The sequence below is a fragment of the Deinococcota bacterium genome (genome assembly GCA_030858465.1).
Taxonomy (GTDB): domain Bacteria; phylum Deinococcota; class Deinococci; order Deinococcales; family Trueperaceae; genus JALZLY01.
Window position 1 is genome coordinate 1 of record JALZLY010000008.1, and the last position, 26,949, is coordinate 26,949.

The window sequence follows — 26,949 nt, forward strand, 5'->3', positions numbered from 1 at the left end:
CTAGCAGAAATGAGACTTTGTTTACAAACAACCCGCCCCCGTGAACACTTACGAGCGCAAATCATTAGAGATGACTTGGCTCAGCTTTTATGGGAAACGGGTCATTATGAAGAGGCCATCGAGCACCTTTTACCTATAACAAGATGGGTGAGCTGATAAAGGTGATGGTCGTTTGGATACCCGCCTTCACTATTTTTGCTGATATACAATCACCTGCGGCCCATAATGTTGTTCAGTGGTTGACAAAATTGCGCAAGCGCTATGACAATTTTGACACGTCTCTATGGGCGCTGTTCCCTTACGGAGACACGCTGCTTTATGAGCTGACGGGCCAAGCCTACACCTTCTACCGTGATGCACCACTGGACCTACCCGAACAGATTTTGGCGTTGCTGGATAAAGAGGAAGAAGCCGCAGCTTAGTCCCGCAAGAACAGAAGCAGTTCGCGCTCGAAGACCTTGCTGGCTTCACGGGGCAGCCAGTGGCCGCAGCGCGGCACCAGGTGGAGCTCAGCGCCGGGGATGAGCCGGGCCGCCCGCCTCGAGCGCGAGGCGGGCACGATCAAGTCGCGCGCGCCGTGCAACAGCAGGGTGGGCGCGGCCACGTCGCCGAGCCGGTCGGCGTAGTTCGTGGTCAGCCGGCGCCAACCGACCTCGCCGCGGATCCAGCGCATAAAGGCGCGCTCGACCTCCGGCGACCTGAGCTGTTCGTAGACCTCGTGGACGAGCGCGGGGGTGACCTTGCGCCGGTCGGCGAAGACAAAGACTTTCAAAAAGACGCTCAAGAGGCGCCTGCTGAGCTTGAGCCCACCCCAAAAGGTGGTGGCGAGCCGCGGCGCCTTGAGGGCCAAGAAGGGCAGAAAGGGCACGTGGACCTCGTTGCCGAGGCCATAGGCGTCGATGAGTACGAGCTTGTGGACGCGCCCCGGGTGCTCGAGCGCGAAGCCGAGCGCCGCGCCGCCGCCCATCGAGAAGCCGGCCAGGTGGACGCGTTCCAAGCCCATGGCGTCCACGAAGCGCTCCAAGAAGCTCACGTAGTCGGGGATGCCCAAGGCGTGAGGCGGCCGCTCGCTCTTGCCGTAGCCGGGCCAGTCGGGGGCGATCACGCGGTAGTCTCGCGCCAGCCCCGGCAGGCTGGGCCCGTAGGATAGGAGGCTCGAGTCGATGGCGGAGCCGTGCAGCAAGACGAGCGGCGTACCTTTGCCGGCCTCGAGGTAGTGCGCCCGCAGGTCGCCGACGAGGAGGTGGTGGCCCTTCAAGACTCAGTGACCGGCTCGAGGCGCGCCAAGAGCGCCGATGTCGCCTCGTAGCCGAGTGCTACGGCCTCGTCGAGGCGGTCGAAGTCCTGGATGCGAAAGTCGTGATCCAAGCCCGGTTTGACCAGCAGGTCGGGCGGACAGGCGGCGTAGCGCATCTGGGTGACGTGGTTTTGGGTGATGACGTAGGCCTTGTCGAGCAGGTCCAGAAAGAGGGGAACGCGCTTCCTTCTGAGCGGTGTGCTGATTCTCTGCCAGAGGTTGCGGTTTTCGTGCAGGTCGACCGCGCGCTTTTCCGACAGGCTCACGTCCACGGCGACCACGGGCGCAGCCGTTCGCGCTCTCACCAGATCGACGGGCACCAGGTTCAAGACGCCGCCGTCGATGAGGTAACGGCCGCCGATGCAAACCGGGCTGAACAGGCCCGGAAAGGCGTTGCTGGCGCAGACCGCCGGGAGCAGCTCGCCCGAGTCGAGGACGACCGCCTCGCCCTCCTGGAGGTCCACTGCCGCAACGACGAAAGGAATGCCGAGCCCCTCGAAGGTCGCGGGCAGGTGCGGGCGGAGCAGGTCCTTGATGGGATCCTGGCTCATCAGGCCGAAGCGGCCCCTCAAGTTGAGAAAGCTGCCGTAGTCGGCGCCTTTGACGATCGCGTGAATCTGTTCGGCGCTCGAGCCCGCCGCCGAGAGCGCGCCGATAAAGGCGGCGGTCGAGCAGGCGCTGATGGCGACCACCCTATGTCCGGCCTCCTCGAGCGCCCTGAGCGCGCCTATCTGCGCAAAGCAGCGCGCCCCGCCGCCGCCTAGAGCCAGTCCGATCTCCATACCTCAGTATCGCCCGAGGGCGCGTGGCAGTTTGTGCTCTCTCGTGGGTTCATCACGGGGTCTTGCGCTGAGATCAATCGCCTTGAGCCTTTTGTGGGCGCGAACGGCGCGCCCACCAGGGCGTGGACTGAGCTTTCCCAAACCCTGACAAGGGTCGCCTGGGCAGTAGATCATGGCGAACGTGCTGACGGTGAGGTTGTTCTCGAGATTGCCAGTCGCTGGACCGGTGGGCTTGCCGAGGCGCTCGGGAAAAGGCCGATGCCGGGTTTGCCGGCTGGGTAGGTGATCATATTGAAGCGACCAACGACCCCCGCTTCGAACGCTACTGGCAGCTGATGGCGATTCTAAAGGCAGTATGACGACAGCCAGGCTCGAGCCGGCCAGTGGCTGTTAGAAAGCCTGCGCCATTGGCAAAGAGAGCAGGGACAAGGAAACGAGCCGCTCTCTGACGGTGCGAGTCAACGTAGTGATGGCAGAAGCTGACAGAGCCCAAGTCCACCACGGTGCAAGATAATGACGGTGCAAGATAACGGTGCCAGGTCAGGGCCGACGCACCTTAATCGTAAGCCGCAGGGTGACATCACCTTTGCTTCGCACAAGGAACTGCGCCTAGCACACCAAAAGACCTTTGAACCGAAGAGGCGAGGATGCTGTGCAGTGACCTAGAGGTCAGATCATAAAGATACGACCTCCAAAGCACCTCGGTATTCTGCGTCCTGGAGGCAGGTTTGAGCACTCGGAATTAGATGCGTCAGCCCTGGCCAAAGAACAAGAAATATGGCATTCATGCTGTTTTTCGTGGTAGAATTGCTGGAGGTGATAGCGTGACCCTCCAGCGACTCGGTGAGATCGACGACCGCCAGATCCGCGCGGTCAGAGAAGGCCTGGCCTACGAGACCTTCATCCTCTTGCGCGACGCCCTGAGGGTGAGCACCGAGGACCTCGCGGCGCTCCTCGGCATCCCTAGGCGCACCCTCAGCAAACGCCAGCATGAAGGCGGCTTCACCGTGAACGAGAGCAACGCCCTCAGCCGCGTCGCGCGCATCCACCGCGAAGCCGTCCAATTTTTCGGTGACGAGGATGACGCCAGGGCTTGGCTTAAGACCACCCTGCCCACCCTGGGCGCCACCCCCCTCAGCCTGCTCGACACCGACCCCGGCGCGGAAGCGGTAAGCGTCCTCCTCAGGCAACTCGCCTGGGGGCTCTACCCTTGATCACCGCCTGGCGGCTAACCAGGGACCTCTACCACGACCAAGCGATGACCGGCAGCGGCGGGCTCTTCGCGCCAGGCCGCTGGCACACCCAAGGAAAGCGCATCATCTACAGCTCGAGCAGCCTGGCGCTCGCCACCCTCGAGCTGTTCGTGAACCTGCAGAACAAAAACCAGCTCGCGCGTTACGTCAAAACCCGCATCCTCATCCCCGAACCCCTAGTGACGGCGCTAGCGGACGAAGGCCTCGAGACCTTCGTGCGTGACCCCGAGGGTTTCGATAGCCGCGCTTACGGCGACCTGTGGCTGGAGGGGCAAAGGAGCTGCGTACTGGCGGTTCCCAGCCGCGTGGTGATGGAGGAAACGAACTACCTCATCAACCCCCTACACCCGGCGTTTGCGGAGATCACCGCAACCACCGAGCCTTACCGTGTGGATGAACGGTTGCTTTCGCGCTCTCACCAGATCGACGGGCACCAGGTTCAAGACGCCGCCGCAGCGCGCCCCGCCGCCGCCTAGAGCCAGTCCGATCTCCATACCTCAGTATCGCCCGAGGGCGCGTGGCAGTTTGTGCTCTCTCGTGGGTTTATCACGGGGTCTTGCGCTAAGCCGTCTCAAAGGGCGCCAGCGCCAGCCGCAGTACCTGGCGCGGGCCGCTCCGCTTCGGGCGGTAGCGTGCCAACACCTCTTCAAGGTCTCTGCTGAGCGCGTTCACATCCTCCGGGCCGAGGTAATATCTCGTGTCCCAGATGTTGATGATGCCCCTGACGTGGTAGTCGGAGGCACCTTGGGCAGTTTCAGGTCCCGCGCTCAGGTCGTAGACGAGCAGCCCCTCTTTGTGCTTGTAGAGCTCGAGGCCCCAGGTCCGAGCGCCCTGCTGATCTTGCTCGAGCGCGCGCGCTATGCCCCTCAACAGCCGGGGTTGCCAGTGCTCGTCGTGCAGCCTGACAAAGGCCGTGAGGTCGTCTACCGGCGCATGCCGGAAGGGCACGAAAAAGCGCTCCGCGCTCGTCCGGTAGAGCTTGAGCGCGCGGCCCCGGCGGACCTGCTCGCGCGCCACCTTGACGATACCCAGGTCGAGAAGGCGCCTGACGCGGTAAAAGGCGGTGCCGGGGTCTAAGTCGAGCTGCCGCGCCGCCTCGCCGACGCTCGCCTCCGCGCCAAAGAAGGGCTTGAGCATCTGGCTGTAGTGGGGCTCGAGGAGAAGTGCTGCGGCCTTGGGATCGTCGATGACCAGGGCGCCGCTACTCGAGGAAGGCTCTTTCATCTCGAGTAGCTTACACCTTAACCTGGCAGCAATGACCAAGCTGCGAGCTGACCTTAAAGTAAATTTTAACAATTCTTAAGATAGCTGAGCTACATGAACCAGAATGTAAAAGATAACTTTACACAAACCGAGAAAAGCCGTATACTCGCTTACTCATGAACGGGAGGGGCAACGAGGCATGACATCAGCTAAGCGCCCGGCGGGAATGACCAGCTTTACCTTCGTCTGGTTCGGACAGGTGGTGTCGTTGCTCGGCACCAGCATGACCGGCTTCGCCCTCAGCATCTGGGCCTGGCAGGAGACCGGCCTGGCGACGGCGCTTGCCCTGGTCGGCTTTTTCCGCTTCGGCCCCGCGGTGCTCCTGAGCCCGCTCGCCGGCGCGCTGGTCGACAGGTGGAACCGCAAGCTGGTGATGATGCTCTCGGACATGGGCGCGGGGCTTTCGACGGCGGCCGTCTTGGTCCTTTATCTGAGCGGCAACCTGGAAATCTGGCATCTCTACCTCACGGGCGCGGTCGCCGGAGCCTTCAGCGCCTTTCACTTTCCGGCCTACTCCGCCGCCGTCACCATGATGGTTTCCAAGAGACATTATGCCAGAGCGAGCGGCATGCTCTCGCTGGCCGAGTCGGCCTCGGCCATCGCCGCGCCACTGCTCGCGGGCGTGCTGCTCGGCCCTGTCGGCCTGGTGGGGATTCTCGTGCTGGACCTCATCGCCTTGGCGACCGCGCTCGTCATCCTGCTCGTCGTGCATATTCCTCAGCCCAGGAGGAGCGAGGCGGGAGGTGAGGGGCGGGGCAGCCTGCTCAAGGAGTCGCTCTACGGCTTCCGTTACATCCTCGCCCGCCCCAGCCTGCTCGGCCTGCAACTGGTCTTCTTTTGCATCAACCTGACGAGCACCTTCGGCAACACCGTGCTCGCCGCCATGATCCTCTCGCGGACGGGCAACGACGAGTTGGCCTTGGGCAGCGTGCTCTCGGCCGGCGGCGTCGGCGGGGTGGCCGGCGGGCTCTTGCTCAGTCTCTGGGGCGGGCCCAGGCGGCGCGTTCACGGCGTGCTCCTGGGCATGGTCTTCGGCAGCCTGCTGGGACAAGTGCTCATGGGCCTTGGAGGGAGCCTGCCGATGTGGATGCTCGCCAGCTTTCTCTTCGTCTTTTTCATTCCCATCCTGAACGGCTCGAACCAGGCGATCTGGCAGGCCAAGGTGGCGCCGGACGTGCAGGGGCGGGTCTTCGCCACCCGGCGCCTCATCGCCCAGATCACGATTCCACTGGCGATGCTCATGGCGGGGCCGCTGGCCGACCGCGTCTTCGAGCCGGCGATGATGCCGGGAGGCGCCCTAGCGGCCGCCTTTGGCCCGCTCGTCGGCACCGGGCCGGGCGCGGGCATGGCGCTGATGTTCGTTGTGGCGGGCCTCTTTGGCGCGGCGGTGGGTCTGGGCGCCTACCTCTTCTCGGCGGTGCGCAACGCCGAGGACATCTTGCCGGACCATGAGGAGGCGGCGGAGTCGGCCGAAGGGCCCGGCAAGGCCGAGGCGGCGGGAGCTCGAGGCTGACGCCTTCCAGCTTCCTGCCGCCCGAGCCTGCATCTGCCGAGCCTGCATCTGCCCGAGCCTGCATCTGCCGAGCCTCGAGCCGGATTGCAGCTCGCTCAGAGTTCCGCCTCCTCCCTCGCCCGGCGCAACACCTGCGCGGGGTCGGGGCGCAGACCGAAGCGCCCAAAGGACTTGCACAAGGACCGCGCGTCGCGCTCTAGAAGCGCCCAGGCACTGGGGTTGTCCTTGAGGGTCACCACCTGCGGAAAGTCGATGGCGATGACGCTGCCCCGCCACCACAACAGGTTGAAGGTCGAGTAGTCGCCGTGGACGCGGCCCAGCTTCAGCATCTGGATGAAGATCCTGACGCTCTGCTCGAGGGCGTCTTCGGCCTGGTAGGGCGCGAGTTGCACCTCGGAGAGGCGCGGGGCGGGGCCGCCTTCGTCGCCGATAAAGGTCATCAGGACAACGGCGCCGACTTGCGCGACCGGTTCCGGCACGGGAATCCCGGCTTGGTAGAAGGTCTGGAGCTGCCCGTACTCCTCGGCGATCCAGAGCGCCTGCTGCGCGCTCAAGCCGGTTTCGGAGCGCTGGTCGATAGCCCGCTGCAGGCGCTGGTCGCCGATAAAGCGCCCCTCGCGGTAGACGCGATCAACGCGAAATGAGCGAATCCTGATGTCGGTGTAGATCTTGGCGGCGAGCAGCCCCTTGGGGCCCTCGGCGACGTAGACGGTCGCCTCCTTGCCGCTCTTGAGCTGTCCGACGAGGTCGGTTATCAGGCCCCGCTCGTAAAGGGCCTGGAGGCCGGGGTCGCTGAAGAGGGCGACGCTCGAGCCCTTGTCGTCCTCGGCGGCGAGGTCGTAGACCGAGCGGCGGCCGGCCGGTTTGCGGCGGTCTTTGCGCTTGCTGAAGCTTTCAAAGCTGTCCTCGAGGTCAAAATCACCAGAGTGGTTCAAGTATCTTCTCCATGATGCGTGGCTGGGGTGAGGTCGCGTTTCACCTCCTGGAGAAAGGCGACCATGCCTGGCAGCACGGCGGCGCGGCAGGCGACCCGAAGGCCGGGCGCTTGACCCTTTGGAGTTTGACTCAGAGACTTGAATTGACTAAGAGACTTGAATCAGGATTGGCTGGAAAGGGCGGAGCGCCGCGCGGACTGCACGGTTGGATTAAGGATTCTCTCAATCATCGACACCACCCCTTTCCTAAGACCTGCTCAGTATGCGCCGGACGCGCTCGTCTGTCAAGTACCCGTCAAGCCTCCGGGGTCCCCTTGGCTCGAGCCTTCACCTCGCGCAAGACCTCTAGGAGCTCGGCCTCGATTCCAAAGCTCCGAAACGACTTGAGCAGCGACTGCACGTCGCGCTCCAAGAGCTCCCCCGCATGCTTGCTCTCCTTCAGCTTGACCATCTGCGGCAGGTCGATGACGACGACGCTACCCTGCCACCAGAGCAGGTTGAAGGTCGAGTAGTCGCCGTGGACCAGGCCGAGCCTCAGCATGGCGGCGAGGTGGCTCAGGCTCTGCTCAAAGGCGTCCGCGGCCTCCGCCGCCGAGAGTTGCGCGTCGGCGAGGCGCGGGGCGGGGTGCTCGTCGCCGATATAGCCCATCAGGATGACGCTGCCCTCGTGGGCGACGGGCCTGGGCACCAAGATGCCGGCCCGGTGCAGGGTCTGGAGAGCGCGGAACTCGTCTTCGACCCAGAGGATGTGCTCGGCAGGCAGACCGGTGCGGCCGGCCTGCTGCATCGCCTTCTTGAAGCGGCCCCTCGAGACGAAGCGGCCCTCGCGGTAGATCTCGTCGCGCCTAAAGGTGCGCGCCCTGGGGTCGGCGTAGATCTTGGCGGCCAGCTTGCCCTTCGGCCCTTCGGCCGCGTAGACGGTCGCCTCCTTGCCGCTCTGCATCTGCCAAAGGAGCTCGCTCAGGACGCCGCGCTCGAAGAGGGTTTGCAAATCGGGGTCGTCGAACTTGACCTTGGCCCCGTCGCCCTTGGTCCCGTCGCCCTTGGTCCCGTCGCCCTTGCCGACCAGTTCCTTGACCCGGCGCGTGACCTTGGGCTTGCGTTTGCCCTTGCGCTGCGTGAACTTTTCATCCCCAAACTCGTCGTAATCGCTCAAACAGGTCTCCTCCAGCCTTCTTGTACAGTATGCACGACGCCGCGCCTTGGGGACAGGCCTCTGCCGAGAGAGACGTTTTTCATCCGCTGCCTTGGCACCTTCGCTATGCTGGTCTAGGGAGAAGACATGACACAACGGTTTTTGAGCCTGGTCCTTTTCTTGCTCGGCTTTGCCGCCGCGCAGGCGGACTACACCGTGCAGCCGGGCGACACCCTCTACCGCATCGCCACGGCGCACGGGCTCACGGCGGCCGAACTCGCGCGGTTCAATGCGCTGACCGACCCCGACCGCTTGAGGGTCGGCCAGGTCTTGAGGCTGCCGGGGGCGCCCCAGCCAAGCGCCTTTCAAGCGCCTTTCAGCGCCATCCGCCTCGAGCCGGAGACGCCCGTGCAGGGCCGGAGCTTCGGGCTCCGGGTCGCGCTCGAGAGCCCCGTCACCCTGAGCGCCCGCTTTCTCGACTGGGACTATGAGCTCTCGCCGTCTTCTACGGGCGCGCAGGGGGTTCTGGCGGTGCCCGCCTTGCAGGAGCCGGGCGTCTATCCCCTGGTCCTGCGCGCCCCGGGCGGCGAATCGCTCACCGTTTTAGTCAGGGTGGTGATCGGCGACTACCGCCGCGAGAGCATCACCCTGCCGCCGGAGAGCGCCACCCTCTTGCAGCGCGACCTCATCCGTGACGAGCTGGCCTACGTTCGCTCGCACTGCCGCACCTTCGAGGGGACGCCGCGCTGGTCGGGCGCCTTTCGCTATCCGCTCGACAACCCCGTCTTGACCTCGGGTTTCGGCACGAGGCGCTCCTACAACGGCGGTCCCTACACCTCGTATCACGAGGGCCTCGACTTTCGCGGCGACGCCTCCACGCCCGTCTACGCCGCCGCCGCCGGTAAGGTCGTTATCGCCGAGAGGCTCACGGTGCGCGGCAACGCGGTCTACCTGCTGCACGGCTTGAGCGTCTGCACGGGCTATATGCACCTGGACCGCCTCGAGGTCGTTCCCGGTCAGGAGGTCGGGCAGGGCGAACTGCTCGGTTACGTGGGCATGACGGGCCTGGCGACGGGACCGCACCTGCACTGGGAGGTGCGGGTGCGCGAGATCCCCGTGGACCCGGGCCCCTGGGTGGATGCGCCGCCCTTTGGCGATTAGGGCGAGGACCGGGGCGAGGGCTGGGGCGATGATGAGCAGACGTTCATGCGGCGTCACGTCCGACTCGGCTCCCAGGGCTTAGCCTGGGGGGATGGACACCCGGTTCCTGGACACCCGGTTTCTCGACCTCTTCGCCGACCCACAGACGCGGCCCGCGGTGATCGGGCTCTACACGCTCCTCGTCGGCCTCTTGGGGTTGATGGTCGGCTTCATAGCGGCCTACTTCGCGCAGGAGGCCGCGGCCCGGCGCAGAGGGCGTGAGGCGCGAGAGCTCCAAGGCTGGCGCCGCCGCCAGGACCTCTTCGACGAGGCGCTCAGCCGGCTCAAGCAGTGGAACTACTACAGCCTCTACGACCCCAAGATGCAGCCGGGCGAGCTCGCCCGGCTGCATGACCGGCTCTTTCACGTCTATGACCGCCTGCTCGAGATAGAGCCGCTGCTCGCGCCCTATCCCGCCATCTCGGCGAAGTACAAGGAAGTGGTGGCGCTCTGCCTGGACGCGGGCCTGCGCGCGCGCGAGTATAGCCCGGGGGAGCGCGAGGACATCGCCGGCAGCGTCGACGTGATGATTTTGGAACTCGCCACGCTCATGCGCAAGGAGACGCGGCAGGCGCGGCGCTAGCGTCTAAGACCACTCGAGCCCGCCCGAGACGACATCGTTGAAATGCTGCCGGATATCGTCCTCGAGCTCACTCTCGTCTACCTCCGCGCTGAACCGCACCATCACCAGTGTCGTCTCGCGCGTGAGCGTTTCGACCGGGTACTGCGTTTCCAAAAACGTGACCATCTCTTGCACGTCCTCGCCCAGCGCGTTGGCGGCGAGTTGAACGACGAGCGTCTTAGCCATGGTTGCCTCCTGCTATGCTACCCGATTTTTCAGCACTACCAGCACGTCGCGGCTCGCGTATTACTCGTCCTCGGCGCTGTCGAAGGCCAACCTGGGTTGCATGCCGTCGCCCCGTCCCGGCGCCGCGCGTTCACTCGTCTCGGGCGCGGGCAGTTCGGCCGCGGCGAAGACCGGGCCGCTCACCACCTCTTCCAGCTTCGCCGCCAGCTCCGGCCACAGCCCCACGGTCGCCTCGAGCACCCACAGCAGCTCGAGCAGTTCCCTCGTCAACTCCGCCGTCCAGCGTTCCGGCCGGATAGCGTCAAGGGGTGAGGAAGACCGCCCGCTCCGCTCGCGCATCCGGTAGCCGAGCCAGCTCCTGAGCACCTCGAGCCCCGACACCGAAAAGCCCCACACCTCCGCCTCCACCGGCGCGAACGCGCCCGCGCCCACGTGCAGCGTCCTCGTCCGCGGGTCGTAGGAAAAGTCGTTAGGATAGCCCTCCGAGTCGGCGGGCACCGCGACGGCGTTGCGCGCCGCGCCTCTGGGAATGCTCCCGCCCATGCGCTCGCCGTAAGTGTGCCAGCCGATGAGAGTGCGCCCCAAGCCCGCCACCTCATCAAACAGCGCGGCGTCTTTTGTGACCGGCAGGCGCGGCCCCGGCAAGGTCAGCTCTTCGGAGAAACTCTCGACGTAGCTGGGCGAGGCGAGAACGCCGTAGGCGTAGGCGAAAAAATCCTCGGGCGAAACGGGCTTGCCGTAGCTGCTCGAGAGCACGTCCAGCAGCCCCGCCGTGATGTTGGGCTGGGTAGCCTCGGCGTCGCGCCAGAGGGGGATGAGGTGCTTACCGCCAAAGGAACCGCGAAAGTGATGAAGGTCAGGAACATGGGCGGAAATGGTTGCCGCCGGTCCAAGTCCTAGAACCTCGGTGAGAAAACTTATGAGGAAAACCTGCTTGGGGCTGTAACTATGCCAAAGCCCTGGGGATGGACGGTCAATAAGGCGTCCATCAGCGAGAATCCATTGACGGTCTAATGTTCGGTAACCATAACGCGCTATTTTCGGAAAGGGGCTATTGGCTGTCACGGATGCAATGGACTCGTCAGAAGTGGGCTGAGGTAGGTTTTGAGGTGCGCGCTGTGCCGCTTTGCGTCCTGTTGGGGAATCCTTGAAGAGTGCTGCGCGTTCCTTGTTGTTTGAGCTGACAAGTCTCTCCCACCGTCGCTGTAGCACTTCTTTATCTGGTGCAAACGGCCAAGTTCGACCAATTTTGACGCCGCCAAGCTGCAGGGGAAAAAGGTCGGTCAGCAGCGGCCAAGCGTAGTAGTCGCCCGCGCCTTCGGGCAAAAAGGGGCTCTTCCAGTCCTTCGGGCAGTCGCGCCACTCGAGACCACTAAAACTCTGAATACCGGCGAGTTGCTCGAGCTTGGCTTCCCGCGTGCCCTCGAGCCTCGCGTAGTGAACCTCGGCGGGTTCGTCGGGCTTTGGCTGGCCGTAGCGCACCCCTACCGCGATGGCGACCGGCGTGCGGATGGCGAAGACGTTTTTGGTCTTGCGGGCGCCCAGGCTGTCGCCCTCGAGGTCGATGATCCACAGCTCGTCGAAGACCCGGCGCATGTGCTGACGCATGCCCACGAAGCCGGGCCCGCGCAGGTAGCTCGCGGCGGTGATAAACGAGACGATGCCGGGGCCGTTCGTCTGCTCAAAGACCTTCCAGAGGGCCCAGCGCCAGAAGTAGACGTAATCGTTGTAGAGGTTCTTGACGTGGCCGCCCTGCCCGGCGGCCAGCGCGGGCTGAATGAAGTCGCTCAGGATGCCGAGCGTCTGGCCGGTGTTCTGCTCGCCGAAGCGCACCCAACCCCCGCGAAGCTCTATGCCGCGCTCAATGTCATCCTCATCGCGCTGCTGCCGGTCGTAGGGCGGGTTGCCGATGCAGACGAGGACGCGGGTGTCCCCCTTGACCCGCCGGGCGCGGCGGTGTTCGTCGGTGAGGCGGCGGTACATCATGCCTTGCTGCTCCAAGTCTCTGGCCTCGGGCGACTCGAGGGTGTCGGCCAGGTAGACGTGCGCGCCGTCGGCGGGGAGTTCGCCACCCTCCTCGAGAATCTTCTGCGTCACCCGCAGGTGAGCGACGGCGTAGGGGCCGACTAAGAATTCAAAGGCATGGACGTTCTGGGCGAGTTTGGAGGCGTACTGGCTGCGCATGCCGGGGCCGTAGAAGGCGGCGACGTGCGCCAGGGCGTGCTGCAAGATGGCGAGCGGGTAGGCGCCCGTCCCGGCGGCGGGGTCGAGCACCACCACCTCGTCGTCGGCGTAGGACAGGGACTTGCCGAAGCGGGTCCCCAAAAGCTCGGCGACGAGCCGCACCTGGGCCTGGATAACTTGTGCGGGCGTGTAGTAGACACCGTAGTCGTTGCGCAGCTTGCGGTCGTAGGCGGCCAGGAAGTCCTCGTAAAAGTAGAGCCAGGGGTCACCCCCGCCCTTGTGCAGGGCGGCGGGGTCAATCGCATTGACCGCACGAATGAGCACGTTCAGACCGACGCCGATGTCGCGGCGAACGTCGGGGTTGCCGAGCACCCGCAAGGCCCCCGCCAGGAGACCGTGACCGCTGTCCAGGGTGAGGGCGGCGAGTTCGGGCTCGACGGTCTGGGCGCCGCTCAGCCTCGCCAGGAGGAGCGCGTAGGTGAGCGTCTGCGCGTAGGCGTCGGCGAAGCGGGCGTCGTCGGCGTCGGGAAAGAGCGCCTCGCGCCAGTCGCGGGCGAGCTGCGAGAGGTTCGAGTCGGGGTCGCGCAGAGCAAATGCCACGTCATCCCGCACCATCCGGCATAGGGGCGCGAGGAGTTCGGCCAAGGCTTTAGGATTGGCGGGAGCGATGGGCTCCCAGAGCAGGAAGTCGTGCAGGAGGCGCTCTAAGGCCACGGCCTCGTCCGCCGTAAAGGCCCGCACGCCGTCACTCGTCACGTCGCCGGTAAAGCGCACATGCGCCTCCTGCGCGCCCGAGCGCAACAGCGTCCACTCATTGCCGTCGCTGTAGATGAGGTTGGGCAGAGCCTTGAACTTCTCCCACTGCCGCTTGTTGCGCTCGTCACTGAAGCGCTGCGGCCTGGCTCCCAGACCGGGCGCCTTGAGTTCGATGTAGCCCGCCAACAGCCCGTTCACGGCGACGCCGAAGTCGGGCCGTCCGCCCAGGCCCGCGACCTGCGCCTCGCTCCGGGCCAGGACCCGGCGGTTGTTCAAGAGGGGCGCCTCGAGCAGGTTCTTCATGGGCGTCTTGAGCTGGTCCTCGCGCTGCGCGGCGACGCTCGAGGCGAAACTGGCCGTGAGCGACTCGGCGAAGCCCTCGAGCGCGTCCGCGAAAGGGGCATGGGGCGGCATATCCCAGCATACCGTTTTACTGCTCCACGAGCCGTGAAAAAGCAAAGCTTGAGGGCGCTGTTCAATCCTGTTCAACGCTATTCAACCCTCGGCTCAAGCACCCCAAGAACCTCTCATCGCCGAATGCATTGCCGACCAAGCAGCTCATCGGCTTAGCCGAGTAAACTGTAAGGGTGACCCGTCAAGAGGCCGTGACCATTCTCGAGGAGCATTTCAAGGAGCTGAATAGGCGCTTTGGGGTGAGGCGTCTCGCCCTCTTTGGCTCGGTCGCTCGCGACGAGGCTACGCTTGCGAGTGACGTGGATATTCTTGTGGGCTTCGGTAAAGCCCCAACGTATAGGCAGTACATCGGAGCCACGCTTTATCTCGAGGATGTGTTTGGACACAAGGTTGATCTGGTGACGGAGGGTGCCCTCAAGCCGCGAGTGGCGTCTTATGTCGAGCGAGATCGCTATGAGGTCGTAGATGGCGCGTAGGTCTCCTATCTCGAGGACATGCGCGAAAGCGCGAACAAAGTCCAGCGTTACACCCAGGGAATGGGCCTCACCGAGTTTATGCTTAACGAGCTTGTTGTGGATGCGACCCTTCGCAATCTAGAAATAATTGGTGAGGCTGCCAAAAATCTTTCTGATGATGTCAAGGGGCGCTATCCCGAGATCGACTGGCGTGGGATGGGTCGGTTTCGGGACCTCCTCAGCCATCACTACTTTGGCGTGAGACTCGAGACGGTATGGGATGTGGTCGAACGAGAACTTCCTGCTCTTCTCATCCATCTGGACGCTGTGCTCGAAGTTGAGCGGGACAAGCTTCAGCAAGCCAATGGCGCAGAATTACTCGAGGATTAGGCGCTCCTCATGCATATCCAAAAAGAATTAGGCCCGAGCCTGGTTGTGGCTGTGTTATTATGCACCTATGAAACGCACAACCATCATGTTGCCGCCTGAGCTCAAGCACCGGGCCGAGTATGTGGCGCGTGAGGAGGGAGTCTCGCTCGGGGAACTGATAGGAAAAGCATTGGAGGCGCGTCTAGCGGAAAGGACGACTACACGTGACCCGTTCTTTGCACAGTACGAAGCCTTCGCGGGTGATGTCCCTTCCGACCTCGCGGAGAACCACGACAAGTATCTCTACGACGAAGAATGATCTTTGTCGATAACGACGAACTCGCGGCGCTCGAGCTCCTTAAGGACGCCGATAAGGTCAGCTTTACCGACTGCGTCTCGTTCGCGCTCATGCGCAGGGCGGGCTTGCGCCAGGCGTTCACCTTCGATCACTTTCGTCGGGCAGGCTTCGAGGTGAGACCTTAGCCCCTTGCCGCGCCGGGGAGAGTAAGGAGAAGCGTTATGGAACTCTATCTGGGCACCGGCGGCTACTCCAACGACGACTGGGTCGGGCTGCTCTACCCGCCCGAGGTGAAGAAGTCCGACTGGTTGAGGGTCTACGCCGAAAAGTTCAACGCGGTCGAGCTGAACGCCAGCTTCTACGCCATCCCCGGTGTCAAGGCCTTTAGGGGCATGCTCGAGAAGAGCGGCGGCCGGGTGCGTTTCGCGGTCAAGCTGCACCAGAGCATGACGCACGCGCGCGACGCCGACGACACTATGTATACGCGGATGCTCGAGTCGGTCGCGCCGCTGCGCGAGGCGGGCGTCCTGGGGCCGTTTCTGGCGCAGTTCCCCTACTCGTTTCACCGCACCGCCGAGAACCGGCAGTACCTCTTGGAACTGGTCGAGCACTTCGAGGGGGAAAGGCTGACGCTCGAGTTCCGCCATGAGAGCTGGAACCAGCTCGAGGTGAGACAGAGCATAGCGAGCTTCGGCCTCGTCTGGACGAGCGTCGACTACCCGCCGCTGAGGGGCCTGCCGGGCCCTGACCTGCACAGCAGCGCGGGCATGATCTACTTGCGCCTGCACGGTCGCAACAAGAGCACGTGGTGGGACGGCAAGAGCGCGGCGGAGCGGCACGACTACCTCTACAGCGCCGACGAGTTGCGGCCCTTTCTGCTGCGAATAGCCGAACTGCAAGACGACCTCGAGCAGGTCTGGTTGCTGTTTCTGAACACCACCAAGGGCCACGCGCTCAAGAATCTGGCGATGGTCCGGGAGCTTGCGAGTGAACTTGGACTCGCCGAGCAGTAACAGGGCGCGGCGGTAACAGGGCAAGCCAAAAAAAGCCGCCCGAAGGGCGACTTTTCTCATGCTTGACGCTTAGCCCATGTTTCTTTCAAAGTCGTCAGCCTCTTGCTGCGCCCTCTCGCGGCTGTAGCCGTACTTTTCCTGGAGCCTGCCGACGAGTTGATCCTTCTTGCCGTCGATAGCTTGCAGGTCGTCGTCGGTGAGCTCGCCCCACTTTTCCTTGACTTTGCCGGTGAACTGCTTCCAATTGCCTCCGAAGATGTCGCGGTTCATAAGGCGCTCCTTTCGTGAGAAGCCGAGCCGTCAAGCGGCTCAGGTCGAATTGAAACTGCTTTGGAATCATAAGGGTTTGAGCGTAACGGTACTATTACAGCAGGCTATGTAGTAGATGAGCAAGCGTCCTGCCGGCAGAGGCTTGGCTAGGCCGTCACTTCATCTTTGATCGCGCGCGGGCCGCGCCGTCCAAAGCGCCGGGCGAGCTCGAGCTCGCTCAAAACCAGCGCGGTAGGGCGGCCGTGGGGACAGACCCAGGGCGTGGCGCAAAGGCAGAGCGCGTCGAGCAGCGTCTGGGCGTCGGCGTGGGAAAGCCGGTGGCCGGCCTTGATGGCGGGCAGACAGGCCAGGCGGCCCAGGACCGCGCGCCAGGCGCCGGCCAGGTCGCTGCCGCCCAGGCTGCTCTTGACCACCTCGGCGACGAGGTCGGGATGGCCGATCAGAAAGGCGGGCACCCGGCGCACGCGCCACTGCCGTCCGCCGAAGGGCTCGAGCGCGAGGCCCAGGGCCGCTAGAGCGTCGGCGCGCGCCGCGACCTGCGCCTCCTCCTCCAGGCTGAGCGGCAGGAGTTCGGGGCGCGCGAGCTCGAGGGGCGGCTCCGCCCTGTAGCGCGCCTGCAACTCCTCGAAGATGACCCGCTCGTGAGCGGCGTGCTGGTCGACGAGCCAGAGGGAGCCCTCGGCCTCGGCCAGGAGGTAGAGCGCGCGAAAGGCGCCGACGAAGCGCAAGCCGGGAAAGGCGCCGCGGGGCGCCGCGCTCACCCCGTCGGCGGGCCGGAAGTCGGGCAGAGCGCGGGCGAGCGGGTGCGCGCTCAGGGCCTCCTCGAGGGCCCCCTGAACGGCCGCCGCGATGGCATCTTCCTCCAGGAGGCGCACGCGCTCCTTTTGCGGCGCGGTGTTGACGAGGACGCGCTCGGGTTCCAAGGCCAGGTTCAGCACCCCCACGGGATACTGCCCGCGCGGCAGGAGTTCGCGGTAGGCGGCGAGGACGGCCCCCAGCAGTCCGTCGAGCCAGTCCACCGGGCGGCCGTTGACGGCCAGAAAGAGCCGGTCGCGCCGGGGCCGAGTCAGCTCGGGGCGCGAGATGAGACCGCTCATGGACAGGCCGGGCCCTTCGGCCTGCACGGGGATGAGCCGGTTGGCGGTGACGTTTCCCCACAGCCTTTTGACGACGCTCAGGGCGCCGCCGCCGCCGTGGACCCACCTCTCCTCGCCGTCGGCGACGAGGCGGAGTTGCAAGCCGGGGTGGTGCAGGAGGTAGCGCCCCAGCAGCGCGAGCGCCTTTCTGGCCTCGGCGGCGGGCGTTTCCAGCGCCGCGCGCCTGGCGGGCAGGGCGGCAAAAAGCCGCGTCACCTCGGCGCTGGTGCCGAGCGGCGCGGGCCCATCCGAGAGTATGCGTTCATCGCCCTCGGCGACGAGGCTGGCGCCGCCGAGCTGCCCCGCCGGGCGGCTGGTGAGCGTAAGCCGCGCCGAGTTGCAGATGGCGTAGAGACCCTCGCCGCGAAAGCCCAGGGTGCGGATGCTGCTGAGCGACTCGAGCTTGGAGGTGCTGTGCGCCTCGGCGCTGAGCGTCAGTTCCTCGCGAGGGATGCCGTGGCCGTCGTCCCTGACCACGATGCGCGTCGTCCCACCCGCCTCGAGGATGACCGTAAGGCGGCTCGCCCCGGCGTCGAGCGCGTTTTCCACGAGTTCCCGAAGCACGTCCACGGGCGAGTTGACGACCTCGCCCGCGGCGATCTCGCGGATCAGTTGGGGGGAGAGCTTACGGATCATCTCAGTCGCTTACCACCAGGCCGTGAGCCTGCTCCTGGAGCCTGTGCAGGAGGGTGAGGGCGTCCAGGGGCGAGAGGCGGCTGAGGTCGGCGGCGAGGAGCGCCTCGACCACCGCCACGCCGTGGTCCTTGCCGCTGGCCTCGAGCCCGGCCAAGACGGCGCGGGCGCGCTCCAGGGCGCTCGCGGGCAGCCCGGCCAGCTTGGCGACTTCCAAGCCGTAGGCCTTGCTGGCCGGGCCCGGCAGGACCTGGTGGTAGAAGACCAGCCCGCCCGCCTCCTCGCGGGCGGCGACGTGGTGGTTGCGCGCGGCCGGGAGCTTGGAGGCCAGGCCGGTCAGCTCGAAGTAGTGGGTGGCGAAAAGGGTGTAGGCTTGGGCCCGGTCGTGGAGGTACTCCGAGGCCGCCCAGGCCAGCGACAGGCCGTCGTAGGTGCTGGTGCCGCGGCCGATTTCATCCAGGAGCACCAGGCTGCGCGGCGTCGCCCCGCGCAAGATGGCGGCCAGTTCCTCCATCTCCACCATGAAGGTGCTGCGTCCGCCGGCGATGTCGTCGCCCGCGCCGATGCGGGTGTAGATGCGGTCGAAAAGCGGCAGCTCGGCCGCCGCCGCCGGCACGAAGGAGCCTATTTGCGCCAACAGGGCGATGAGGGCGGTCTGGCGCAGATAGGTGGACTTGCCGCTCATGTTCGGCCCCGTCAGGACGACGAGGCGCTCGCCCCTGGAGAGCTCCAGGTCGTTGGGGATGAACAGCTGGTGCGCCTCGACCACCGGATGGCGGCCCTGGCGGATGCGGACGCGGCCGCTTGGCGATAGCCTGGGCCGGCTGTAGGCGCGTGTCGCCGCGACCTGGGCCAGCCCGGCGTAGACGTCGAGTTCGGCTAAGACCGTGCTCAGCTCGCTCACGCGCTCGGCGAAGGGAGTGAGGCCCTGGCGCAGTTCGCCGAAGACCTCCATCTCGCGCCGCTTGGCGGCCTCCTCGGCGCGCAGGATCTCGCGCTCCTTGTCCTGCAGGTCGCTCCTGGTAAAGCGCTGGCGGTCCTTTAGGGTCTGCACGGCGCGGTAGTCGGCGGGAACCTGCGCGTAGTGCGAGCGGGTGAGCTCGAGGTAGTAGCCGAAGACGTTGTTGAAACCGACCTTGAGGCTGGGGACGCCCAAGCGCTCGCGCTCCGAGCGCTCGAGCGCGCTGATCCAGTCGCGGCCCGTCTCGGCCTGCCGGCGCAGCCCGTCCAGGATGCTGTCGAAGCCGTCCTTGATGAGCCGGCCCTCGCTGAGCTTCAGGGGCGGGTCGGCAACGAGCGCGGCGCGGATGCGCTCGCAGGCCTCGTCCAGAGCCTGCATGCGCTCGAGCAGGCTGACGAGCGCGCCTTCGGAGCACGCGGCCAGGAGCGCGCGCAGCTGGGGGACGAGGCTGAGGCTGCGCTCGAGCGCACAGAGGTCGCGCGGCCCCGCCCGCTGCGCCGCGAGGCGGGCCGAGAGCCTGCCCAGGTCGTGCATCTTGTGGAGCGTCTTGCGCACCTCGTCACGCAAGACGCCGTCCCTGACAAAGGCCTCGACGGCGTCCAGGCGCGCCTCGATGAGCCCGGCGTCTAAGAGCGGGTGCCGCAGCCAGGCCTTCTGGAGGCGCCGCCCCGGCGCGGTGCGGGTGCAGTCGATAGCGCCAAACAGCGTCGAGGAGCCCAAGGCCGAGTCAAAGACCTCGAGCGCCGCAAAGGTCACCTCGCCCACCTGCATAAAGGCGCCGGGGTCGTAAGGCTGAAAGCGGGTGACCTGGGGCAGCTCGCCTCGCTGGGTCTCTATGGCGTAGGAGAGCACCGCTCCCGCCGCCGCCGCCAGGGCGCCGTCCAGCTCGGCTGGGACGGTGCCGAACTGCCGCGCCAAGACCTCCTTGGCGGCCGCGGGGTCGAAGCGCCCCCGGCAGAGCATCACCGCGAAGCGGCGGCTGAAGCTCTCGCGGCTCGCCTCGTGCTCAAAGAGTTCGGGCGCGAGCAGGACTTCGGAGGGGCGGTAGCGCGCGAGCTCGTCGAAGAGCGCGCCCTTCGAAAAGAGCTGGCTGCCGCGAAACTCGCCGGTGCTGATGTCCAGCAGCGCCAGCCCGTAGCCGTCTTGGGCCGAGACCGCCGCCAAGTAGTTGGCGTCGGGCTTTAGGAGCCCCTCGTCGGTGACCGTGCCGGGCGTAATTAGCTGGCTGATCTCGCGCCTGACCAGGCCGTCGGCCGCGCTCTCGTCCTCGACCTGGTCGGCGACGGCCACCCGCAGCCCCTGGCCCAGGAGGCGTTCGACATAGGCGTCGGCGCTGCGCAGCGGGATGCCGGCCATCGGGGTGACGAAGTCCTTGCTCGACTTGTGCGTCAGGATGAGGCCCACGGCTCGAGCCAGCCTTTCGGCGTCCTCGCCAAAGGTCTCGTAAAAGTCGCCGACCTGAAAGAGCATCAGATAGTCGGGGTATTTTTCGCGCAACTCGACGTACTGCACCAGGAGGGGTGGGAGGGGGCCTTTGCCTGTGCCCTTTAAGGTCATGGCCCATGATAACGCCGGGGGCGCGAGGGCGCGCCCGGCTCGAGCTCACCTTCGCGGCTCCGCTTGCGCCTTTGGCGTAGAATCGCCGGGTGCGTCTCGGCCTCTTGCTCGGCCTCCTGCTCGGTCTGGGCCCCGCGGCGGCGGTAGGCATCGGCCGCTTCGCCTACGCTCTGGTCCTGCCCGAGATGCAGTGGGAGCTGGGCCTGTCTTACGCGGAGGCCGGCCTGCTGGGCAGCGCCAACACCGCCGGTTATCTTCTGGGCGCGCTTTTGAGCCACCGCGCGCTCTACCGCCTGGGCTACCGCCGGGGCTTTTACGGCGCGCTCTCCTTGCAGGCGCTGAGCCTGCTGGCCTTGGCCCTGGCGCCGCCCTTCGCGGGGCTGATGCTCCTAAGGTTCGTGCAGGGTATCCTGGGCGCCTGGGTTTTCGTCGGCGGCGCCGCGCTGCTCCTGGCCAGCGGGGCGGGTGGTCTCAGCGTCGGCCTCTACTTCAGCGGGGTGGGCTTGGGCATCTTGCTGTCGCCGCTGGCCCTGCCCCTGACCGCGAGCTGGCAGGAGGCGTGGGCGCTGCTCGGGCTCCTCTCGGGGCTCTTGGCGGCCCTCGCCCTGCTCGCCTATCCGCGGCTGCAAGAGCCCGCGCCGCCCGCCTTGGGAGAAGACGGCAGCCTCCGGCCCATCGCGCCGCTGCTGCTGGCCTACGGGCTCTACGGCGCGGGCTATATCGGCTACATGACCTTCGTGACCACGGCCTTGCCGGTGCCGCTCGCGGGCTTCTGGGCCGTCCTGGGCGTCGGCGCGCTCATGACCGGCGTCGTCTGGGGAGGCTGGGTGGAGCGCCTGGGTGGCGCTCGCGCGCTCGTCCACGTGCTCCTCGTGCTCACCCTCGCCAGCCTCTTTCCGGTGATGGTCTATCTGCCCTGGCTGTCGGCCTTTGCCTTTGGGATGAGCTTCCTGGGCGTCATCGTGGCCATCACCCAGGTGTTCAGGCGACGCCTGCCCCCTGGCGCCTGGGCCAGGGCGATGGGTCTGTCGACGGCGGCCTTTGCGCTCGGTCAGGCGCTGGGGCCGAGCCTGAGCGGCGTCGCGGGCGACCTCGTGGGCGGGGCGGCGGGGGCGCTATGGGTCTCGAGCGGACTCTTGTCGCTGGCCCTGGTGGTGACCGCGGGTTGGCGCCAGCGGGCGTGAGACGTTTATGAGCCGGCGCCTTCGTAGCGTTTCAAGCCTTGCCTCCACAGGTTCAAGCCCACCGTCAGGCTGATGACCCCAACCACCGGGGTCATCAGCCCGATAAGGCGAAACTCCTCGCGTATGAGTCCGGCCGCGGGATAGAAGGCCAAAAAGCCGTAGGGCAAGACGAAGGTGAGCAGAAACCTGATGGCGGCCGGGTAGATAGTCAGCGGGTAGCGCCCAAAGGTGATCAGGTTGTAGGCGATGGGGAAGAGGCCGGCGCGGTCCTGAGTCCAGAAGTTGACGCTGGCGACGGCGATATAGACGCCGCCGTAGACCAGCCAGGCGCCGACAACGCCCGCCGTTGCCGCCAAGGCGCCTGGCGCCGACCAGCTCAGCCCCAATCGCACCGAAGCTACGGCGATGACCACCAGCCCCAGCAGCACGCCGTTTAAGGCTTGCGGCCGCAAGAGCTCGAGCTGAACCTGCAAAAACGAGTTCATTGGCCTCACCAGCACGCGGTCGAGATCGCCCCGCACGATGTAGCGTGCCCCCAGCGCCGACAGGGCCGCAAAGGTGGCGTTGAAGAGCGCGAAGGGAATCAGGAAGAAGCCGTAGATGAAGAGCGCCTCATCGAAGCTCCATCCCGCCAGCGCCCTGACGCGCGAAAAGAGCACCATCAGGAAGACGAGGTCGACGGCCTGCAAGAGCAGGTCCGAGCCCACCTGGACGAAAAAGTCCGCGCGGTAGGCGAGCCGAGCCTTTAAGAGCATGATGAGATAGTCCAGGCTCAGCAACAGGCTCCGCATTCAGCCTCCCTGCACGGTCAGGTGATAGGCCGCCCGCCGCCACAGCCAGCGGCTCACGGCGTAGAGCGCCACCGCCCACAGCGCCTGCACGCCGAGGACCTCGAGGGCGCCCAGCTTGCCCAGGTAGAGCGACACGGGCGCGTAGGCCACCGCCCCAAAGGGCAGCCAGGCGAGGATGCTCTGGGCCCATTCCGGATAGAAGGACAGCGGCAGGAGCACACCGCCGAAGAGGTCGAGCATGGCGTTCTTGGCTCGCTGAATGCCGATGGTGTGCTCGCTGAAAACAGCGCTGAGGCCCACCAGCAGATTCAGCTGGACGTAGACGGCAGAGGCCAGCAGGGCGCTCAGCAAGAAGCCGAACCCCGCCGCGAGTCCGGCGGGCGGCAAGACGGGGTAGACGAGCAGGATGACCACGGCGGCGGGCAGCGTGAAAAAGAGCGCTCTGAAGCCCATCTCGCCGGCCGCGCCGGCCAGCTTGGATAGGTTGAAGTCGACCGGGCGCAAGAGCGACAGGGCGATGTCGCCCTGCCTCACCTCCTCTGTCAGGTCGCGGTCCAAGGTGCTGGTGTAAAAGGAGCGCAGGAGCCACACCACGGCGACGTAGCTCAAGGCCTCGGCCAGGCTCAGCCCGCCTATCGTCTCGCCGACCCCGTACACCGCCCGGTAGATGCTGTAGTAGACGCTGACATAGACGAGATAGCTGAAAACGCCCACCAAGAAGCGCGTGCGGTTGGCGAGCAGGTCGGCGAAGCGCACCCGGGCAAAGCCCCAGTAGAGCGTCATGCGGCCGGCGCCTTCAGCCACCGCGCCGACCCTCGTAGAGCTCGCGCACCACGTCTTCCATGCTGGCCGCGCGGAGTTCCATGTCCTCGACCTTGATACCGGCGATGACCTGCGCGACCAGCTCCGGCGTCGGCAAGCTCGCGGCGTCGTAGCGGGCGCTGTAGCGCCCGCGGCCTTCATCCGTCCAGATCAGGTTCATGCCCTCTGTGGCGGCCTGCAAGGTTTGGCTGGAGCCCTCGGCGGTCTGCACGATGATGCGGCTGCCCCGTCCTACCTCCCGGCGCAGCTTCCAGCTCGGCCCGTCGAAGATGAGCCGCCCCTCGTCGATGACCATCACCCGCTCGGAAATCGCCTCGACGTCGCCCAGGTCGTGGGTGGTCAGGAGCAGGGTGGTGCCCTCCCGGTTGAGGTGTTTGAGAAAATCGCGGATGCGCGCCTTGACCGAGACGTCGAGGCCGATGGTGGGCTCGTCTAAAAAGACGACGGGCGGGTCGTGCAGCAGGGCGGCCGCCAAATCCGCCATCACCCGCTGGCCCAGCGAGAGCTTGCGGGCGGGCGTGCTGAGCAAGCCACCCAGGCCCAGCACCTCGTCGAAGCGCCCCAGGCGCTCCTTGAAGTTCACCTCGGAGACGCCGTAAACCCGCTGCAGGAGCCGCAGAGACTCGATCACCGCGATGTCCCACCACAGTGCGCTGCGCTGGCCGAAGACGACGCCGATGTGCTGTACGTAGCGCTCCCGGTCGCGGTGCGGCTCGAAGCCCATGACCCGGAGGTCCCCGGCACTGGGCCTCAGGATGCCGCAGAGCATCTTGACGGTGGTGGACTTGCCGGCGCCGTTGGGGCCGATATAAGCGACGCTTTCACCCCGCGCGATCTCGAAGCTTACCTCGCTGACGGCGTGGACCTGGCGCGTCCGCGGACGCAGCAGGTCCTGGAAGGCGCCGCGAAGCCCCTCGCGCCTTTGGGGCACTCGGTAGGTCCGGCTGAGCTGCAGAGCCCTGATGAGCGCTGCCACTGCTTAAACGCTGGCTTCAGGTGGGTCGGAGCCACCCGAATCCTCGAGCGCTTCCAAGATGGGGCAGCCGCGAGCGGAGGCCGTTTCGGCGCAGGCCTGGGTGAGACCTTCGAGGGCGCCTTTCATCCTCTTTAGGTCTTGCAGTTTTGCTTCGATAGCCGCGAGCTTGGCCTCCGCTCGAGCCTTGATGTCGCAGCGGTCTGCCGAGGGGCTGAAGCGCAGCGAGAGCAGCTCCTTTATCTCGCCCAAGGTAAAGCCCAGCGCCTTGGCGCGTTGAATAAAACGCAGGCGCGCCACGACCTCCTGCGGATACTGTCTGTACCCCGACGCTGTGCGTGGTGGCGGCGCGATCAGCCCTTGCCGCTCGTAAAAGCGCAACGTCTCGACGCCTAGCTCGGCGAGCTTGGCGGCCCTGCCGATGGTTAACGATCTCACCCGGATCCACCTCCAGTTCCTGCGCTTACCAGGATAAACCCCGTATCAGGGTACAGGGTCAAGGGAGTGCGGATCAGGAATGGCTGATAAAAGCCGCGTCTCTCAAGGGGTCATGAAACGGGCTCGTAGCGCGTGAGAAGAGAGTCTACGTACCTGGGGCCCTTGTATGGCTTGTATACCGGCTTTGGAAACCAGGGTGTGACAGCTCCAAAGTCCCTTGTGCCTTGAGGACGCGACGTGGCAGACCGACACCCATCCCCGTTGCCACCATGACCTAGAGGGCACCATGACCTAGAGGGCGGAAGTGTTGAAGGTCCCACAGTCGGCAGAGTCGCCACTCGCAAGTCCCCTCGAGAACCAGCGCATCCGCTGCTCGGATGTGCCGTGCGTGAAGCTCTCAGGCACGACCCGGCCGCGCGACTGCCGCTGCAGGTGATCATCTCCCACCGCCGCCGCAGCTTGCAACGCCCTGTTGATATCCGCCTGCTCGATGATTCCCCGCTGCGCCGTATAGTGGCCCCACACGCCGGCAAGACAGTCGGCTTGCAGCTCGACCCTCACCTGCAAGGCATTGCTCTCGCTTGTGCTCAAGCCCCTTCTTTGTGCCTGCACCTCAGCGAGGATGCCGAGCCGGTTTTGCACGTGGTGAGCGACCTCGTGCGCGATGACGTAGGCACGTGCAAACTCCGCCTCCTCCCCCGCCGTTGCCTCCAGTTGCCCAAAAAAGGAAAGATCCATGTAGACCCTGGAGTCTCCTGGGCAGTAAAAGGGACCTGCTGCGGAGCCCGCAAAGCCACAGGCGGATTCTATTCCTTCTGAGAAGAGCACGAGCTCGGGCTCCTGGTAAGTCTGACCTGAGGCGGCAAAGATCTCTCCCCAGACGACCTCGGTATCCCCCAGGATGGCCTGCACGAAGTCGCTATTTTCATCTTGGCGTACTTGTGGTTGGGTCTGGCTCGTGCTGGGGGTAGTTTGCTGCACCAGCCCCAGGAGCGCCAGGGGATTCTGCCCGGTGAGCAGCGCAAAGGCAAGCACGAGAATCATGCCTCCCAGGCCCAAACCACCTCCGGTGGCGGCGGTGCGCCTGGCGTTCCTGCGGTCGACAACGTTTCTGCTGCGTCTTAAATCCTGCCATTTCATGTCGAAAAGCTAGCACGGCGGCCAGAGAATCATTGCGTTCCAGAACAAGATGCTAAGAACAGGCGAAGCTTTGTCAAGCGTGTTGGCTAGTTTGGGTCATGCTCGAGGCCGAGGCTGACTGAACATCGGGTTCCAGCGGGGCAGGATCTTTGGTAGCTGGATCAGCCATCGCCGTGAAACAAGGAGGTGAGGAGCGCGTAGAGTTCGCTCTTGGCTTCAAAACCGATGCCCGCTACCTCGGGTAGACCGACAAGGCTGTTCTCGACGGGCGTGCTGTCGGCAAAGCCACCAAACGGCTTGAACACCTGGGGGTAAGACTCGTTGCCGCCGAGGCCCAGACCCGCCGCGATGTTGAGGGCGAACTGGTGGCCGCCATGGGGAATGCAGCGGCGCGCGGACCACCCCATCTCCTGAAGCACCGATAGTGTCCGCCTGTACTCTACCAGGCCGTAAGAAAGCACGGGGTCCATCTGCAAGATGTCCCGGTCCTTTCGGAGGCCGCCGTGCCGCAATAGATTCCGCGCGTCCTGCATGGAAAACAGATTTTCTCCCGTCGCCATAGCCGGCTGGTAATGCTCGCTAAGTTCAGCCTGCAAGGCATAATCCAGAGGATCTCCAGCCTCCTCGTACCAGCGCAGCCCGTACGGCTCGAGCGCCCTGGCATAAGCCACCGCGGTATCGAGATCGAAACGACCGTTGGCGTCCACGGCCAGGTTCTCACCTGAACCGACCAGCTCGAGCACCACCTCGATACGTCTGAGGTCTTCCTCGAGGCTGGCGCCGCCTATTTTCATCTTGACGACGCTGTAGCCCATGTCGAGGTAGCTCTGCATCTCCTCCTTTAGCTGCTCGACCTCCTTGCCGGGGTAGTAGTAGCCGCCTGCGGCATAGACGAAAACCTGCTCATCCGCTTCGCCATTCCGGTAGCGCTCTGCGAGCAGGCGGTAGAGGGGTTTTCCTTCGGCCTTGGCCAGCGCGTCCCAGAGGGCCATGTCGATGACGCCTACCGCCACGGAGCGCTCGCCGTGACCGCCGGGCTTCTCGTTCATCATCATGACGTCCCAGACGCGCTGTGGGTCTAGGGCGTTGCCCGTCTCGTCCAAGAGGCTTTTGGGCTCGGCGTTCATGATGCGCGGGATGATGCGCTCGCGCAGGATGCAGCCCTGGGCGTAACGGCCGTTCGAGTTGAAGCCGTAGCCGATCACCCTCTGGCCGTTCACGTCCACATCGGTGTAGACGGCAACGACCGAGACGTTCATCTTGCTGAAGTCGATATAGGCGTTGCGGATATCCGAGGCGATCGACACGGTGCGCTCTTGAATATCGACGATTCTCACTTCCTTCTCCTCTCTGGCTTCTCCTGACTGGC

General features: G+C 65.3%; 28 protein-coding genes. 12 read left to right on the top strand and 16 right to left on the bottom strand.

Annotation, left to right across the window (positions count from 1 at the left end; genetic code table 11):
• Positions 1–143: 143 nt before the first annotated feature.
• Positions 144–422: a hypothetical protein gene (locus tag M3498_00480; protein ID MDQ3457770.1), complete on the top strand. Its 279-nt coding sequence runs from the start codon at positions 144–146 to the stop codon at positions 420–422.
• On the opposite strand, the gene M3498_00485 is transcribed toward M3498_00480, so the two are convergent.
• Together M3498_00485 and M3498_00490 are read right to left on the bottom strand one after the other, a co-directional pair.
• Positions 419–1,258 carry an alpha/beta fold hydrolase gene (locus tag M3498_00485; GenBank protein ID MDQ3457771.1) on the bottom strand — a complete coding sequence of 280 codons (840 nt, stop codon included), beginning with the start codon at positions 1,256–1,258 and terminating at the stop codon, positions 419–421. The two genes, M3498_00480 and M3498_00485, sit on opposite strands and share 4 nt — an antisense overlap.
• Positions 1,255–2,079 carry a patatin-like phospholipase family protein gene (locus tag M3498_00490; protein MDQ3457772.1) on the bottom strand — a complete coding sequence of 275 codons (825 nt, stop codon included), beginning with the start codon at positions 2,077–2,079 and terminating at the stop codon, positions 1,255–1,257. Before M3498_00490 ends, M3498_00485 begins: the two co-directional genes overlap by 4 nt.
• A gap of 824 nt (positions 2,080–2,903) precedes the next feature.
• On the opposite strand from M3498_00490, the gene M3498_00495 reads away from it, so the two are divergent.
• A complete protein-coding gene (locus M3498_00495) occupies positions 2,904–3,293 on the top strand; it encodes a DUF2384 domain-containing protein (GenBank protein ID MDQ3457773.1) in 390 nt (129 codons plus the stop codon).
• Positions 3,290–3,808 carry an RES family NAD+ phosphorylase gene (locus M3498_00500; GenBank protein MDQ3457774.1) on the top strand — a complete coding sequence of 173 codons (519 nt, stop codon included), beginning with the start codon at positions 3,290–3,292 and terminating at the stop codon, positions 3,806–3,808. Before M3498_00495 ends, M3498_00500 begins: the two co-directional genes overlap by 4 nt.
• 85 nt (positions 3,809–3,893) lie before the next feature.
• Here the strand turns inward: M3498_00500 and M3498_00505 are convergent, their stop codons facing one another.
• The gene (locus M3498_00505; GenBank protein MDQ3457775.1) at positions 3,894–4,556 is read right to left on the bottom strand and encodes a hypothetical protein; all 663 of its coding nucleotides are present in this window, start codon (positions 4,554–4,556) and stop codon (positions 3,894–3,896) included.
• A 178-nt stretch (positions 4,557–4,734) separates the two neighbouring features.
• On the opposite strand from M3498_00505, the gene M3498_00510 reads away from it, so the two are divergent.
• On the top strand, positions 4,735–6,108 hold the full coding sequence (locus M3498_00510; GenBank protein MDQ3457776.1) for an MFS transporter: 1,374 nt from the start codon (positions 4,735–4,737) through the stop codon (positions 6,106–6,108).
• A 95-nt stretch (positions 6,109–6,203) separates the two neighbouring features.
• On the opposite strand, the gene M3498_00515 is transcribed toward M3498_00510, so the two are convergent.
• Positions 6,204–7,043: a serine protein kinase RIO gene (locus tag M3498_00515; GenBank protein ID MDQ3457777.1), complete on the bottom strand. Its 840-nt coding sequence runs from the start codon at positions 7,041–7,043 to the stop codon at positions 6,204–6,206.
• Between the two features lie 295 nt (positions 7,044–7,338).
• Positions 7,339–8,199, bottom strand: a complete 861-nt coding sequence (locus M3498_00520; GenBank protein MDQ3457778.1) for a phosphotransferase — start codon at positions 8,197–8,199, stop codon at positions 7,339–7,341.
• Positions 8,200–8,325: 126 nt separating this feature from the next.
• On the opposite strand from M3498_00520, the gene M3498_00525 reads away from it, so the two are divergent.
• Both M3498_00525 and M3498_00530 read left to right on the top strand, forming a co-directional pair.
• The gene (locus M3498_00525) at positions 8,326–9,339 is read left to right on the top strand and encodes a M23 family metallopeptidase (protein ID MDQ3457779.1); all 1,014 of its coding nucleotides are present in this window, start codon (positions 8,326–8,328) and stop codon (positions 9,337–9,339) included.
• Positions 9,340–9,430: 91 nt separating this feature from the next.
• A complete protein-coding gene (locus tag M3498_00530; GenBank protein MDQ3457780.1) occupies positions 9,431–9,961 on the top strand; it encodes a hypothetical protein in 531 nt (176 codons plus the stop codon).
• Positions 9,962–9,964: 3 nt separating this feature from the next.
• On the opposite strand, the gene M3498_00535 is transcribed toward M3498_00530, so the two are convergent.
• Both M3498_00535 and M3498_00540 read right to left on the bottom strand, forming a co-directional pair.
• Positions 9,965–10,186, bottom strand: coding sequence for a hypothetical protein (locus M3498_00535; GenBank protein ID MDQ3457781.1), 222 nt, complete (start codon positions 10,184–10,186; stop codon positions 9,965–9,967).
• Between the two features lie 60 nt (positions 10,187–10,246).
• A complete protein-coding gene (locus tag M3498_00540) occupies positions 10,247–13,540 on the bottom strand; it encodes an N-6 DNA methylase (GenBank protein ID MDQ3457782.1) in 3,294 nt (1,097 codons plus the stop codon).
• 191 nt (positions 13,541–13,731) lie between these two features.
• On the opposite strand from M3498_00540, the gene M3498_00545 reads away from it, so the two are divergent.
• The 5 genes from M3498_00545 (at position 13,732) to M3498_00565 (ending at position 15,675) form a co-directional block, all read left to right on the top strand.
• Complete coding sequence (locus M3498_00545) at positions 13,732–14,016, top strand: nucleotidyltransferase family protein (protein ID MDQ3457783.1); 285 nt, start codon at positions 13,732–13,734, stop codon at positions 14,014–14,016.
• An 18-nt stretch (positions 14,017–14,034) separates the two neighbouring features.
• Positions 14,035–14,385 (top strand): DUF86 domain-containing protein, encoded by a 351-nt coding sequence (locus tag M3498_00550; protein MDQ3457784.1) that lies wholly within the window; start codon positions 14,035–14,037, stop codon positions 14,383–14,385.
• A 67-nt stretch (positions 14,386–14,452) separates the two neighbouring features.
• Complete coding sequence (locus M3498_00555) at positions 14,453–14,683, top strand: ribbon-helix-helix domain-containing protein (GenBank protein MDQ3457785.1); 231 nt, start codon at positions 14,453–14,455, stop codon at positions 14,681–14,683.
• Positions 14,680–14,847, top strand: coding sequence for a hypothetical protein (locus tag M3498_00560; GenBank protein ID MDQ3457786.1), 168 nt, complete (start codon positions 14,680–14,682; stop codon positions 14,845–14,847). Before M3498_00555 ends, M3498_00560 begins: the two co-directional genes overlap by 4 nt.
• A 36-nt stretch (positions 14,848–14,883) precedes the next feature.
• Positions 14,884–15,675 (top strand): DUF72 domain-containing protein, encoded by a 792-nt coding sequence (locus M3498_00565; protein MDQ3457787.1) that lies wholly within the window; start codon positions 14,884–14,886, stop codon positions 15,673–15,675.
• Positions 15,676–15,744: 69 nt separating this feature from the next.
• On the opposite strand, the gene M3498_00570 is transcribed toward M3498_00565, so the two are convergent.
• The 3 genes from M3498_00570 to mutS form a co-directional block, all read right to left on the bottom strand.
• Positions 15,745–15,945 carry a CsbD family protein gene (locus tag M3498_00570; protein MDQ3457788.1) on the bottom strand — a complete coding sequence of 67 codons (201 nt, stop codon included), beginning with the start codon at positions 15,943–15,945 and terminating at the stop codon, positions 15,745–15,747.
• Positions 15,946–16,091: 146 nt separating this feature from the next.
• A complete protein-coding gene (gene mutL / locus M3498_00575) occupies positions 16,092–17,717 on the bottom strand; it encodes a DNA mismatch repair endonuclease MutL (GenBank protein ID MDQ3457789.1) in 1,626 nt (541 codons plus the stop codon).
• Between the two features lies 1 nt (position 17,718).
• Positions 17,719–20,232 (bottom strand): DNA mismatch repair protein MutS, encoded by a 2,514-nt coding sequence (gene mutS / locus M3498_00580; protein MDQ3457790.1) that lies wholly within the window; start codon positions 20,230–20,232, stop codon positions 17,719–17,721.
• Between the two features lie 89 nt (positions 20,233–20,321).
• Here mutS and M3498_00585 point away from each other — a divergent pair, with 89 nt between their 5' ends.
• Positions 20,322–21,416, top strand: coding sequence for a YbfB/YjiJ family MFS transporter (locus tag M3498_00585; GenBank protein ID MDQ3457791.1), 1,095 nt, complete (start codon positions 20,322–20,324; stop codon positions 21,414–21,416).
• A 5-nt stretch (positions 21,417–21,421) separates the two neighbouring features.
• On the opposite strand, the gene M3498_00590 is transcribed toward M3498_00585, so the two are convergent.
• From M3498_00590 to M3498_00615, 6 genes are all read right to left on the bottom strand, one after another.
• Entirely contained in the window at positions 21,422–22,207 is a 786-nt protein-coding gene (locus tag M3498_00590; GenBank protein MDQ3457792.1) for an ABC-2 family transporter protein, read from the bottom strand.
• Entirely contained in the window at positions 22,208–23,011 is an 804-nt protein-coding gene (locus tag M3498_00595) for an ABC-2 family transporter protein (GenBank protein ID MDQ3457793.1), read from the bottom strand.
• Positions 23,004–24,005: an ATP-binding cassette domain-containing protein gene (locus M3498_00600; protein MDQ3457794.1), complete on the bottom strand. Its 1,002-nt coding sequence runs from the start codon at positions 24,003–24,005 to the stop codon at positions 23,004–23,006. The genes M3498_00595 and M3498_00600 overlap by 8 nt, the downstream gene beginning before the upstream one ends.
• A gap of 3 nt (positions 24,006–24,008) precedes the next feature.
• Entirely contained in the window at positions 24,009–24,440 is a 432-nt protein-coding gene (locus M3498_00605; protein MDQ3457795.1) for a MerR family transcriptional regulator, read from the bottom strand.
• Positions 24,441–24,731: 291 nt separating this feature from the next.
• A complete protein-coding gene (locus M3498_00610) occupies positions 24,732–25,580 on the bottom strand; it encodes a zinc metallopeptidase (protein ID MDQ3457796.1) in 849 nt (282 codons plus the stop codon).
• 161 nt (positions 25,581–25,741) lie between these two features.
• Positions 25,742–26,917, bottom strand: a complete 1,176-nt coding sequence (locus tag M3498_00615) for a mandelate racemase/muconate lactonizing enzyme family protein (GenBank protein ID MDQ3457797.1) — start codon at positions 26,915–26,917, stop codon at positions 25,742–25,744.
• Between the last annotated feature and the right edge of the window lie 32 nt (positions 26,918–26,949).